The sequence below is a fragment of the Listeria ivanovii subsp. ivanovii genome (assembly GCF_900187025.1).
GTDB classification, from domain to species: domain Bacteria; phylum Bacillota; class Bacilli; order Lactobacillales; family Listeriaceae; genus Listeria; species Listeria ivanovii.
In genome coordinates this window covers 1,216,916-1,231,077 of the sequence record NZ_LT906478.1, presented here as the reverse complement: position 1 = coordinate 1,231,077, position 14,162 = coordinate 1,216,916, and the positions used below count along the sequence as shown (strand labels likewise).

Below are 14,162 nucleotides of genomic sequence, written 5' to 3'. Positions count from 1 at the left end.
ACATTTTGGGTGCATTTCAAATGCGAGGGCTCAATTAAAAAGGCAGCCTTTTAGTATAATGGTTGTTTCACCATACCAGTAAAAGTGGTACGTGTTTTACCAACATTGATATATTCCCAAAACTTATAGCTTACTTCTTTCTTATATCCAGGCAAATTCCATGTAATACCATCGCACATATAAACTCCATTATCCGTAATACATTTCGGAGTAATCAAACTCCCATCTATTTTTTGAACCGTAATTGGAATAAACAAGTCTGATTCAAATGGTACTGAGTCTTCAACTATCTTTTGATAAGTAACATCTAGCCAAGTTATCTTACTCAATCCTCTTAATGGGGTTAAATCTCTTATTTCATTCATTTTTAAATCTAACACCCTTAGTTCCGTTAAATCCTTCAAAGGACTAATATCCTTTATTTGGTTAGAAGACAAAAACAACTCTTCTAATTTAGTGAAAAATTGTATCCCTTCTAGAGATTCAATATTAGCCTGAATGCCATTGAATTTTCGTACTTTATCTAGCGCCCTTTGAGAAACACAATCTGTAACACTTTTCTTCCCTAAATTTTGTTTCACAGCATTGGCTAGATCAGGATCTGGAAAGATTTTATTAATGGGCATCGGATGTGAAATCTTTGCAGCCTGTACCTTAGTTCCAGAACCTGTATTAATACACAAACCCACCACTAATACTAACGTTGCTACTACCACATTTTGTAACCAATTATTTTTTCTCACTGCGCTTCACTCCTTAGAAATAAATTTAGAAATACCAAAGAAAACTTGGTCAGCTTACCTTTTCCATGTCTCTTTGTATACTCGTATTTTAGCAAATAAAAGAAGACGCTTACATAACAAATGTTAATTTTTCGCTGCGATTAGTGATTTTTTTTAATAGTAAAAAAATAGTTCGTTTTTAATTGGGATAAAAAAGCCCCCGCTATTAAGCGAGAGCATAGAATACCTACGTGTGCATATCAAGTTATATCTAACATTTATGCTTAAGTTTGTTCATTATAAACGTGGTGGCATTTCTGAAAAATTATTGTTCACACCAATTAAAATCTTTTAGTTTGGTTAAATTGTTCATTAAATTTCTAGCCATTGCTCCACTCACTTTATTATCTCTAATAGAGAGTGTGTTTAAGTGCGCTAAGTTGATAAGTCCACTAACGCTCTTATCTGTTAAACCATTATTATCTAAATATAATTCTTTTAAATTAGTTAATACTTCTAAAGAACGAATATCGCTTATTTGGTTATCAGCTAAATAAAGTTTATTTAAATTAAATAAATATTGCAGTCCCTCAATGGAAGTAATATCTCTATCATCTGCGTGAACTTCTTTTATTTTGTCCAATTCATGTTGCGAAACTAGATCCGTAACATGCTTTTTCTTTAAAGCTCTTCTAAGGATTTCTGCTAGATTTGCATCTGGAAAAATTTCTTTGATAGACTTTAGATTGTCAATAAATAGTTTCTTTCGTTCTAATGGCTGTATTACTCTTCCATGGAATTTGGCGCGTGTTTTTCCAATTCTTATAAGCTCATCAAATGTGTAACTTACTTCATCAACATAACTAGATAATACCCACTGGACATTCTCCTGAGCATATTTACCATTATTCCTAATTTTTTTTGGTGCAATAAGCTTTCCTTCCAAAGTTTTGATAGTATTGGGGATAATTAAGAAAGGCTGATAGCATATGGGTTCATTTATGCATTCTTGATTAATTATCTCTACATACTCTAAATTATTCAATCCCTCTAAACCTGTTATATCACTTACTTGATTTCCGCTCAAACGCAACATTTTTAGTTTTTCCAAGCTAGCAAGTGCTTGAATGCTACTTAATTTATTATCCATTGCATCTAAAGTTTCCAAATTAGTTAAATTAGCTAATGCACTAATATCTGTTAGCTGATTATTATTCAAAAATAAGTGTGTTAACGCACTCGAGCTTGAGAATTTAGTTATATCACTTATGTCACTTAACTCATTTGCATCCAAATTTAATACGACTAATTTTTTTAAGCTTTTTAAAGGGCTAATACTTGTTATTTGATTCCCGGACAAATACAGCACTTCTAAATTAGTTAAATACTGCAACCCTTCAATCGATTGAATATTTTTATGAGCTGCATTGAACTCGTTTTTCGATTCTAATTCTTTTTGAGTGACGACATCTGTTACACTTTTCTTTCCTAACGTTATTTTCATTTCATTCGCTAGACTAGGATCTGGAAAAACCTTATCTATAGGCATAGGATGTGGAATACTTGCGGCATTTACCTTCGTTCCTAAACTTGTGTTCAAACACGCCACAATAAATGTTAGTAAAAGTGCCCGTAATACTTTTTTTAACCATTCTTTTTTTCTCAATAAATTACACTCCTTTTCCCTAATTTAGAAACGTCAAAAAGAATTTTCATATGGATAGTTTTTTACTGAACCATTATCTATATCTCTTTAACATCTTCCAATTTTTTATTGTATATAAAAAAAGGAGTTATTTATATAACAAAAGTTAATATTTTTTATTGAAAGTAAAAAATTCTAAAAATAATTAGCTTAAATGGCTCTAATGAGGCTGGGGCATAACTAAAGTTCGGCAATAAAAATTGGAAAATAGAAAAGCAAAAATCATTGTATAGAGCCATTTTGAAAAATGGAATAGACATGATTTCTGCTTTTGCCTTTTAGAGACCTTTTTATCCTAGTCTCTAGTTATGATATTATGCGTAAATTTTTAGAATAGCCCTTATACTAAATATAACTACCTCAGTTTTGTACACAAATACGGTATCTTTTATTATCTTTTCAACCTTAGATTGGCTGCTTTTGTCCAGCCAGCTCCTTTGATCCGATACCATTGTTGTCCTCCAATAGTTGCTTTCCGATTAACGGTTAAATTCTTGCGACTAATTTTTTGAAGTTTGCCACGACTAATAGTTCCATCCGCAACCGGTAGACTGTAATACAAATTGTTTTTCTTTCTTGCGACCACGTAACAAGTTCCAGCTGCTTTTTTCTCCATACTAGGTTTATAGAAAACAGCTAAATTTTTAGCTTCTAACCAGCCAATCGTCTTTTTGCCTACTCTAACTTGATAATAAACGCCACTCCTTGTTTTTGCTTCTCGTAAAATCCGTAAGTTTTTACTGGTATAATGCAATAAAGGGCCTACTGCTTTGTAACCAGCAGTACGATATGGGGTGGACCATACCATGGGTGTTTTTACTTTCGCATAAGCGATGACGGCTTTATTGTAGAATACTTTATCGTAGCGCAAGGCAGACACGTTTGTTGCTTTCACCCAGCCAACTCCTTGAAGTCGCACCCACTTTTCTTTTCCAATCGTGACTTCTCGTTGTAGAGTGAGTTTTTTTCCTTTGAATCTTGCAAGTGTTCCTCCATCAATAGCTGCGTCTGCGACAGGAAGTTTATAGACATGTTGGCCTTCTTTTCCCGGGACAATGTAGCGGGTACCTTTGACTTTTTTCTCCATACTTGGTTTATAGAAAACAGTCAAATTTTTAGCTTCTATCCAGCCAATCATCTTTTTACCTGCTCTAACTTGATAATAAACGCCACTTCTTGTTTTTGCTTCTCGTAAGATGCGTAAGTTTTTACCAGTATAGCGTGACAAAGATCCTATGGCCTTATTGCCAGCATTACGATATGGATTGGACCACACCATTACTGTTTTCACTCTTGCATAGGCAGTGACGGTTTTGTTATAGAACACTTTATCATAGCGTAAGGCAGACACGTTAGTTGCTTTTACCCAGCCAACTCCTTGAAGTAGCACCCACTTTTCTTTTCCAATTATGGCTTCTCGTTGTAGAGTGAGTTTTTTTCCTTTAAATTTTGCAAGCGTTCCTCCATCGATAGCCGCGTCTACGACAGGAAGTTTATAGACATGTTGGCTTTCTTTTCCAGGGGCAATGTAGCGGACGCCATTAGCTTTTTTCTCCATGCTTGGTTTGTAGAAAACAGTGATATTTTTGGCTTCTACCCAACCAATCGTCTTTTTGCCAACTCTAACTTGATAATAAATGCCACTCCTTGTTTTTGCTTCTCGTAAGATCCGTAAATTTTTACCATTATAGCGCGACAAAGAACCTATCACTTTGTAGCCAGCAGTACGATATGGAGTGGACCACACCTGTTTTCCTTTAGCTATTTTTACTCTCGCATAGGCGGTGATGGCTTTGTTGTAGAGTACTTTATCATAGTGCTCGGTGGACAAGTTAGTTGCTTTTACCCAACCAATACCTTGAAGTAGCATCCATTTTTCTTTTTCAATCGTGACTTCTCGTTGTAAAGTGAGTTTTTTCCCTTTGAATTTTGCAAGTGTTCCTTCATCGATAGCTGCATCTATGACAGGAAGTTTATAGACATGTTGACTTTCTTTTCCAGGGGCAATGTAGCGGACGCCATTAGCTTTTTTCTCCATGCTTGGTTTGTAGAAAAAAGCGATATTTTTGGCTTCTACCCAGCCAATCGTCTTTTTGCCTACTCTAATTTGGTAGTAAGTACCACTTGTTGTTTTTGCTTCTTGTAAGATCCGTAAATTTTTGCCAGCATAAACTGAAAGTGTTCCTATCTGTTTGGCGTCTTTTGTTCTATAAGGGTGGGACCAAATAGCGCTTTTTACTCCAGATTTAACACGACCATATGCATTGATGGCTTTATTGTATTCTATTGTGTCCAGCTTGTTTAGTGGCTGGATTACTTTACCACTAAAATAACTTCCTGCCTGGCCAATTATTACATATAATTCAAAGTCATAACTTACTTCTTTTTTTAACGTAGGTATGTTCCAAGAGATGTTTGGCTTTTTATAAGTGCCATTGTCACTGATGGTATCTGGTACTATCAATTCTCCCGCCCTATCTTTGATAATATTCGAGATAGTTAAATTTTCTTGATAGCCTATAGTAGAATTTGTAAATATTTGATTAGATAACTCTAACTCGTCAAGATTATTTAATCCTGCCAGTGGACTTATATCCACGATACAATTACGGTCTAGCTTTAATTCTTTCAGTTTCGTTAAACTACTTAACGCTTTAACATCTTGTATGTAGTTACCCTCTGCATGCAACTTTTCTAGCTTAGTTAAATTGGCTAATGGGCTCATATTTCTTACTCTATTATCATTAAACATCACTCCAATTAAATTTGGTAATTTTGCCAGTGCATCGATATTAGTTACCTGATTATCATCAAAAACTAAGTAAGCTAAATGGTTTAACTTTGCTAATACACTTATATCTTTTACTTGGTTCCCATCAAAAGCTAAATAAACTAGAATATCCAAAGTCTCTAATACACTTATATCTTTTACTTGATTTTGGCTAAAAGCTAAAGTAGTTAATTTAACTAACTTCACTAATGGGGCTATATCTTTTACATTATTTTCTCTAAACCCTAATGCAGTTAAATTGGTTAATTTTGATAATGCTGCGATATTAGTTACTTGGTTTTTATTAAAAACTAATTCAGTTAAGTTGGTTAATTTTGATAGTACTCTTATATCGGTTATTTGATTTCCAGTGAAAAACAACTCCTTTAGTGCAGTTAAACTTTCTAATTTGCTTATATCAGTTAGTTGATTATCATCCAAATTTAAACTTTTTAGCTTTACTAGGTTAGATAAGGCATCGATATCTTTGATTTGGTTGTTACTTAGATCTAGTACATTTAATTTAGACAAATTAGCTAATGCACTGATGTCGCTTATTTGATTGCCATTCAACCTTACTTCTTCTAATTTTATTAAACTTGCAAGATCACTTATATCTTTGATTTGGTTCTTTTGGAAAAATATTTTTCTTAAGTTTGATAAATATTGAACTCCTTTAATAGATTTTATCCAACTTTCATCGGCATAAAGCTCATCTATGCTTGATAACTCTTGTTGAGACACTACATCTGTAATGTTCTTTTTTGATAATGTCTCTGCGATAGTTTCTGATAGACCAGGATCTGGAAAAAGTTTATTAATAGGCATTGGTTGCGAAATACTTGCAGCCCTTACCTTTGTTTTAAAATCCATGCTAATACATGCAACAATCATTGTTAGTAACGTTATTATTAATACACCCTGCAACCAATTTTTTTCCCTCAATATTTTACACTCCTCTTATTATAAATTGGAAACATCAAAAATTATTTTTTCATGAATAATATTTTATTACCCACTAAATCCATCATCTTTAATGTATTCTGAATATGTATTTTAGTTTAAAAAAATTGCTATGTATATAACAAAAGTTAGTACATCGGCCTGTAAGAATAATCTTTATTGATACTCTTATCCGAAGCAATATAAATCTTGGTCTAAAAGTCATATTTGAAAGAAAATATTGGAATGACTTATCGTTAGCCTTTTGTACAAAAGATAAAGCCCTCAACAAAAAAATCTCCGAATCGCCCATTCCCCCTTTAGTACCAAGGACTTTAAACGATTTGAAGATTTTTTCTTAAAATTGAATATAACACGTGGAAAATGCACTATGCTTGTTTATGATTTGCTTGAACATACATCGCTTTATCTAGTTCTTTTTGGGAAACAGCCTCTGTACCAACTTTCTGACGTCTTGGAATATAATGGCTGTTCTACTACACCATTAAATACGGTTTCCGTTTCCCCAACTTTTACATTTTGCCCAAATGTATAGTTTACTTCTTTTGTATATGCAGGTAAATTCCATACAACATGACCATTTATATATTTCCCATTATCACTAATAAAGTCTGGTGTAATCAATGCTCCTTCTGTGCCTTTGATATTATTCGGAATCACCACATTTGGTTGATATTCCGCTGGTTCGTTTACACATTTTTGACAAGCTAAAACTGCCCGCATTACCTCTTTCAACTCTCCTAAGGCACTTACATCTCTTAATTCATTGTATCTCAAATCCAATATTTTTAGCTTGGATAAATGTGCGAGTGCGTCAATGTTTCTTAGTTTATTTTTACGAATAGTTAATACTTCTAATTGTGTCAAATGAGCAAGTGAATCGGCATCTGTGAGTTCATTATCGTCTACATGTAACCGAGTTAACTTGGTACTTGGTAATCCATTTAGATTCTTCAATTTATTATCATTCGCACACAACAGATTTAAATTAGTTAAGTTTTTTAAAGGACTAAGATCGCTTACCTGATTATGAAACAGATACAACTCTTTCAAAAATGTAAAATATTGTAGTCCTTCAATGGATTTAATGTTAAGACCATTAGCATTAAACTCTTGTACTTCATCTAGCTCTCTTTGCGAAATTAAATCTTTTATGCTCGCCTTTTTAAAACTTCTTTTTACTTCATTTGCTAAAGCTCGATCTGGAAAAATTTTACTAATTGGCATTGGATACGGAAGACTCGCAGCCTGCACCTTTGTTTCTAAACTTGCGGTAATACATGTAGTAATAACTATTACTGAAACTGCTATTAATAGATTCTTTAACCAACTTTTTTTCCTCAATGAAATACACTCCTCTTTCATAAATTAGAAACATCCAAAAGAATTATCATATGAATAGTTTTTGATTATTTAACCACTTCCATAACTCTTTAACATGCTCTAAATTTGTATTTTATCTAAAAAATGCAGCTATTTATATAACAAAAGTTATTATTTTGCTGAAATCTTATTTTTTAATTTATTATCTAGAAACCGCTATTGCTGTTTGATATTATGTATCTTCTCTTAAATTATGCTTATAGTTAATGTAAACCTACTTTTCTATAATGAAGGCCATTTAGAAATTACCACAAATAAAAGAAAATAACCCTCGCTATTGAACGAGAGCGAAAAGTATACACGCTTGTGCAAATACATCAAACATTTATGCGAATTCATTAGTCGCTTACGTACAAATGCTATTTTCCTCACCAATCAAAATCGCGTAGTTTAGTTAAATTAATCATTATATTACTAGCAATTGCTCCACTCACCTTATTCTCCCTAAGAGAGACTCTAATTGTTTTATTTTTATATGCTCATTGACACGCTCATCTGTTAAATCATTATTATCCAGAGATAGTTCCGTTAAATGAGTTGATTTTTCTAATGGATTAATATCACTAATTTAGTTATTAGATAAATATTGCAGTCCCTCAATCGAAGTAATGTCTCTATTATCAGCATGGACTTCATAAACTTTATCTAATTCATTTTATGAAACATCATCGTATCGAGTGGTCGTTTCTCCACCCCTTCCAATTTGACTAAACATATAAGTTACTTCTGATGATTTTCCCTCTATTTTTAACAAGAATTTGTGACTTATAATTGAAATATTTAACATTTTAGTACGAGTGAAAATGAATAATCGTGTATGCTTATTAGTTCTGAGGAAGTATTTTAGCTAGTTATTCCTTCATAATATAAACATAGGTCATATTAATCTCATGAATTCATTTCATATTGATTCAACTATTTGCTGGAGTCTGTGGCTTTATTGGCTGTATCACCACACCGCTAAATAGAACCTTCTCTTTTCCGATATGTTGAACTTCCTCAAAACTATAACTTACCTCTGTTATAGAATGAGGATTAGGTAAATCCCAGGTAACATCAGTATTTACATAAGCTCCATTATCACTTATGAAGTTCGGAACAATTGGTTTTCCAATCATATCCTTGATAGTATTCGTAATAACCAAGTTTGGTTGATATACAACTGGTTTATTGATGCATTTTTGTTCTGAGGCGTCTACATATTTTAAATTCCCCATTGCTTCAAGTGCCCATAAATCCCTTAGTGCATTGTTACCGACATACAAACCTTCTAATGTAGGTATGTTCACAAGTACATCAATATCTTCTAACTTATTGTGCTCTAAAATCAATATCTCTAGTTGACGTAATGGAGTAAGCACGCTAACATCACTTATCTGATTATAAGACATAGATAGTTGTTTTAAATGACGAAAATATTGCACTCCTTCCATAGATGTGATATTGCAACAATTACCATTAAAATTTTGCACTCTGTCTAGGTCCCTTTGCGAAACAACATCTGTAACACTTTGCTTACCTAAGTGTTGTTTCACTACATCTGCTAAATTATAGTCTGGAAAAATTTGATTAATAGGCATTGCATATGGGATACTTATAGCTTGCGCCTTTGTCTCCAAGTTTGTGTTCACCAAGATAGCAATAACGATGATTAACAAGACTGTGCATATTTTTTTTAAACAATTATTTCTTTTCAACTACTTTACACTCCTCCTAAATAAATTAGAGACACTCAAAGAATCTTCTGATATAAGTCCCCTGCAACATGGTACCAGTTGACCTTTCGAAATATTTTTAACATGCTCCAACAGTATATTTTATCTTAAGAAAGAGGCTGTTTATATAACAAAAGTTAATAACCCTACTCATTACTATGGAGGAAAATTGTTAAATATTGATTATTTGCTAACCTACCTTCCTTGCAATAATAATCCTTTAACTAAGTAATTTTATTCTTGCTCTTTTCGCAAGCTATTCTATGTTACTTCCCGTAATAATACTTATATACTTAACGAAATTTTTGGCAAAAAAAATCCCTTTTATTAATGCTCGTGTTTATAACGATAAAGTAACATTCATTATCATTCACCATAAAAAACCGACCTTCCTAAAACAGACTTTCGGTCTAGCTTTTGAAGGTCAGCCATTTTTATTATCTTCTCGTACTTAGGTTCACTGCTTTTGTCCAGCCAGCTCCTTTGATTCGGTACCATTGTTGGCCTTGAATAGTTGCTTTTCGGTCAATGGTTACTCTTTTACGACCAAATTTTTGGAGCTTCCCACGACTAATGGCTGCATCCGCCACTGGCATACTGTAATAAGCTTGGTTTTTCTTTCTTACTTTCACAAAACGAGTGCCTTTATATTTTTTCTCCATAATTGGTTTATAGAAAACAGCGACATTTTTAGCCTCTACCCAGCCAATCGTTTTTTTGCCTACTCTCACTTGGTAGTATAAGCCATTGCTTGTTTGTGCTTCTCGTAAAATGCGTAAATTTTTACCGGTGTAGCGCGATAAAGAAGCTACCACTTTGTAGCCAGTAATATTATATGGATTGGACCACACTACTTTTCCCTTAGCTAGTTTTACTTTCGCATAGCCAGTCATAGGTTTATTGTAAAGCACGGTGGTCAGATTAGTAGCTTTTACCCAGCCAACGCCTTGAAGTAGTAGCCACTTTTCTTTTCCAATGGTGACTTCGCGTTGTATGATAAGTCTTTTCCCTTTCCATTTAGCAAGTGTTCCTCCATCAATAGCGGCATCGATTACTGGAAGCTTATAAAAGTGTTGGCCTTCTTTTCCACGAACAGTATAGCGAGCTCCTGTCGCTTTTTTCTCCATGCTAGATTGATAGAAAATCCCTAGCGCTTGAGCTTCTACCCAACCAATCGTTTTTCCACCTACACTAAATTGATAGTAAATGCCACTAGTTGTTTGTGCTTCTCGTAAGATGCGTAAATTCTTACCAGTATAGGCTGACACCATTCCTACCTGTTTAGTGTCCTTTGTACGACAGGGCTGCGTCCACACCGTGCTTGTTTTTCCTGGTTTCACACGACCATATGCAGTGATGGCTTTATTCGATTTCACTACATCCAGCTTATTAAATGGTTGGATTACTTGACCGCTAAATTGGGAAGTAGCTTGCCCTAGCATAACAGATTGATTAAAGGTATAGCATACTTCTTTCTTATACGTAGGCAAATTCCAAGTGAGGTTAGGTGGGTTATAGGTTACTTTGTCACTACTAGAATTTGGTGCTATCAATGTTCCTGTTATATCTTTGACTATATTAGGAATAGTTACATTCACTTGAAAATCGATAGGACGATTTATAAATGCTTGGTTGGACAAATCTAATTCATCAATATTATTTAACCAGATTAATGGACTTATATCCATAATGCGGTTACGAGCTAACTTTAACTCTTCCAGTTGTGTTAACCCCCGTAAAGCTTGGATATCTTGTATGCAGTTACCATTTGCATTTAGAAATCTTAACTTAGTTAAATTGGTTAATGCCTTTATATTACTTACCTTATTGCCACTAAAATCCACTCCAACTAAATGAGGTAATTTTGCTAATGAATCGATATTCGTTACCTGATTGTCATTAAAAATTAAGTAGGTTAACTTAGGTAACTTTGCTAATATACTTACATCACTCACTTTATTCTTATCAAAGGCTAAACTATCTAAATTTGGCAATTTCTCCAATATACTGATATCGTTTATTTGATTTTGTCTAAAATTTAAACCAGTTAAATTAGTTAATTGGGCCAATGGGCTTAGATCTTTCACCTTATTCCCTTCCAATGTTAATCCAGTTAAATTGGTTAGTTTTGCTAGTGAATTTATATTATCTACTTGGTTTTCACTACAATCTAATTCAGTTAAATTGGTTAATTTCGCTACTGAACTTATATCAGTTACTCGATTTCCATTAAAAGATAAAAGTTTGAGTTTAAGTAAACTTGATAAATGATTTATATTGATTAGTTGATTGTTATTCATTAATAAATTTTCTAGGTTAACTAAAGTGGATAATGTACGTATATCTTTGATTTGGTTATTGTTCAAATCCAGTGTTTTTAAATTGGATAGACCAGCTAGTACACTAATATCAGTTAATTGATTACCTTCCAAATATAATTCATTCAGTTTATTTAAATTAGCAAGTTGATTGATACCTTTGATTTGATTGTTACTCAAATCAAGGATATTTAAGTTGGATAAACCAGCTATGCTGATATCAGTTAATTGATTACCTTGCAAGTATACATTTTCCAGTTTTTTTGATTTTTCAAGATTACAGATATCTTTAATTTGATTATTGCTTAAAACTAGTGTTTTTAAATTAGATAAACCAGCTGGTAAATTAATATCAGTTAATTGATTACCTTGCAAGAAAATTTTTTCCAGTTTGTTTAAATTAGCAAGATGACCGATATCTTTGATTTGATTACCGCTCAAGTAAATTTCTTCCAGTTTGTTTAAATTGGTAAGGTAACTGATATCTTGAATTTGATTATCGCTCAAATATATAGTTTGTAAGTTCGACAAGTGCTGCAGTCCTTGAATAGATTTTATATTCTTTCTCATAGCATTAATACTTTCTACTTGATCTAGTTCCTGTTGGGAAACTACGTCTGTTACGCTATTTTTTCTTAATGACCATTTCATTACTTCTGCTAAGTTCGTATCTGGGAATATTTGATTAATAGGCATAGGATTGGAAATACTCGCAGCTTGCACCTTTATCTCCAAGTTTGTGTTCATACACATAGCAATAATGGTTATTAATAACACTGGTAATACTTTTTTTAAACTACTATTTCTTTTCAACTACTTACACTCCCCTTAATAAAAATAGAAACATTCAAAAGAAATTTCATATGAATAACAGTTTGTCACCTAATCATTTCCATATCTTTTTAACACGCTCCAATTATGTATTCTAGCTCAATTAAGAAGCTGTTCATATAACAAAAGTTAATAATCCTATTCATTACTGAGGCAAAAAACAATTAAATAGAACGATCGCTAAGTTTCTCAATGCAATAACAGTCCTATGAATAAGTAATTTTATTTATGCTCTTTCTGTTTACTATTCCAGTCAGAAGATTTCCTTGTGCTTTGAGCGTTGTGAGCATATACCCACTGTTTCTAATTTTTCTTGTTATCTGTACTTTATTAGAAATTCAAAAAACAAAAAAACGCTGCAACGTTGTATTACCAACGTTGCAGCGTTTTTTTTACGTCCTGAGAGGGATTCGAACCCCCGACCGACGGCTTAGAAGGCCGTTGCTCTATCCAGCTGAGCTATCAGGACAAATGGCACTGTTTTTTCAACAGCCAAATACCATTTTATGTTTAAATTGCTTGTTTGTCAATGGTTTTCTTTAAGTTATTAGATTTTTTCTTTTTCAGGCGACTTTTGGCCTAGTTATGTTTGATTAACGGGAAAACTTGTGTCAGTTCAGTTAGTTCGTTGTCATCTCGGTCCATGAAACGAACTTTGATTCCTTCTGATGTGGAATCAATGAGTGCATATGTTTTTACCCGGATGCGGCCTCTTGGTAATGAGATGCTGCCAGGATTTAAGATAATGGTATCATCAAGCATATCCACGCCTAACTCATGGGAATGCCCGAAGAATGCAAAATCTGCGTTTAATTCGCGTGCGCGGTATCTTAAATTCATCAAGGTCATTTTGATGTTATATAAGTGTCCATGGGTGGTTAAAATTCGGTAACCATCTACTTCACCTACCCAATCATTTGGAAATCCGCCACCAAAATCACAATTTCCTCGAACTGTATGAAATCCCTGAATCGCTGGGTCGTCTGCTTCTAGTTCAGAATCACCACAATGAATCATCGCATCGACAGCGTTTTCGTATTTATCTTTTAGATGGATTAAGCAATCACGCTCTGAGTGGCTGTCGCTAACAACTAATAATTTCATTTTATTTCCTCCCCTAGTGCTACTGTTTCCTATTCTCTCACTTTTTGGTGACTTTTTCTACTACTTCTGCTAAATCTTTTTCTAGCATTTTAATGGCATTTGCACGATGACTGATTTCATTTTTCTTTTCTGCTGGTATTTCTGCTATTGTGCATCCAAATTCAGGTAAGAAAAATAATGGATCGTAGCCAAAACCATTTGTTCCACATAATTCTTCTGCAATAACGCCTTCTACTTCACCGGTATAAAAACTCGTTTTCTCAGAAGGTGTTGCTACTGCAAGGGTACAATGAAAGCGGGCAGTTCTTTGAGCTGGTTCGACACCTTGTAAATTGGCAAGTAATTTTTCATTGTTTTTGGCATCATCATGAGCTACTCCTGCATAACGAGCAGAATAGACACCAGGAGCTCCGTCAAGCGCATCTACTATTAATCCAGAATCATCAGCAATAACTGTTTGATTTAGCAAGCTAGCGACCGTTTCTGCCTTGAGAGCAGCATTCTCAGCAAAAGTAGTTCCGGTTTCTTCAATTTCACCGATTTCTGGAAAGTCAGCAAGTGTTGCCACGTCGATATTATATTTCGCAAAAATTTTTTCGAATTCTTTCGCTTTTCCTTTATTAGCTGTTGCAATAATAATTTTACTCATCC

Annotated in this window: 8 protein-coding genes and 1 tRNA gene; all 9 read right to left on the bottom strand. The window is 33.6% G+C overall.

What is annotated here, in order from left to right:
- Nucleotides 1-50: 50 nt before the first annotated feature.
- The gene (locus CKV67_RS06090; RefSeq protein ID WP_025279901.1) at nt 51-743 is read right to left on the bottom strand and encodes an Ig-like domain-containing protein; all 693 of its coding nucleotides are present in this window, start codon (nt 741-743) and stop codon (nt 51-53) included.
- A 304-nt stretch (nt 744-1,047) separates the two neighbouring features.
- The gene (locus CKV67_RS06085; RefSeq protein WP_014092634.1) at nt 1,048-2,388 is read right to left on the bottom strand and encodes a leucine-rich repeat domain-containing protein; all 1,341 of its coding nucleotides are present in this window, start codon (nt 2,386-2,388) and stop codon (nt 1,048-1,050) included.
- Nucleotides 2,389-2,818: 430 nt separating this feature from the next.
- Nucleotides 2,819-6,142, bottom strand: a complete 3,324-nt coding sequence (locus tag CKV67_RS06080) for a leucine-rich repeat protein (protein WP_014092633.1) — start codon at nt 6,140-6,142, stop codon at nt 2,819-2,821.
- A gap of 423 nt (nt 6,143-6,565) precedes the next feature.
- Nucleotides 6,566-7,504, bottom strand: coding sequence for a leucine-rich repeat domain-containing protein (locus tag CKV67_RS06075; RefSeq protein ID WP_014092632.1), 939 nt, complete (start codon nt 7,502-7,504; stop codon nt 6,566-6,568).
- Between the two features lie 950 nt (nt 7,505-8,454).
- Nucleotides 8,455-9,240, bottom strand: a complete 786-nt coding sequence (locus CKV67_RS06070) for an internalin N-terminal domain-containing protein (protein ID WP_014092631.1) — start codon at nt 9,238-9,240, stop codon at nt 8,455-8,457.
- A gap of 455 nt (nt 9,241-9,695) precedes the next feature.
- Nucleotides 9,696-12,389, bottom strand: a complete 2,694-nt coding sequence (locus CKV67_RS06065) for a GW domain-containing glycosaminoglycan-binding protein (protein WP_014092630.1) — start codon at nt 12,387-12,389, stop codon at nt 9,696-9,698.
- A 413-nt stretch (nt 12,390-12,802) separates the two neighbouring features.
- Nucleotides 12,803-12,876: transfer RNA gene (locus tag CKV67_RS06060), tRNA-Arg, on the bottom strand.
- Nucleotides 12,877-12,986: 110 nt separating this feature from the next.
- On the bottom strand, nt 12,987-13,511 hold the full coding sequence (locus tag CKV67_RS06055) for a metallophosphoesterase (protein ID WP_025279900.1): 525 nt from the start codon (nt 13,509-13,511) through the stop codon (nt 12,987-12,989).
- Nucleotides 13,512-13,548: 37 nt separating this feature from the next.
- Nucleotides 13,549-14,160 carry an XTP/dITP diphosphatase gene (locus CKV67_RS06050; protein ID WP_025279899.1) on the bottom strand — a complete coding sequence of 204 codons (612 nt, stop codon included), beginning with the start codon at nt 14,158-14,160 and terminating at the stop codon, nt 13,549-13,551.
- Nucleotides 14,161-14,162: the final 2 nt, after the last annotated feature.

What these genes read in the sequence shown, in the direction of transcription:
- CKV67_RS06050 (WP_025279899.1), bottom strand. Translation starts at nt 14,160, where the DNA reads ATGAGTAAAATTATTATTGCAACAGCTAATAAAGGAAAAGCGAAAGAA.
- CKV67_RS06055 (WP_025279900.1), bottom strand. Translation starts at nt 13,511, where the DNA reads ATGAAATTATTAGTTGTTAGCGACAGCCACTCAGAGCGTGATTGCTTA.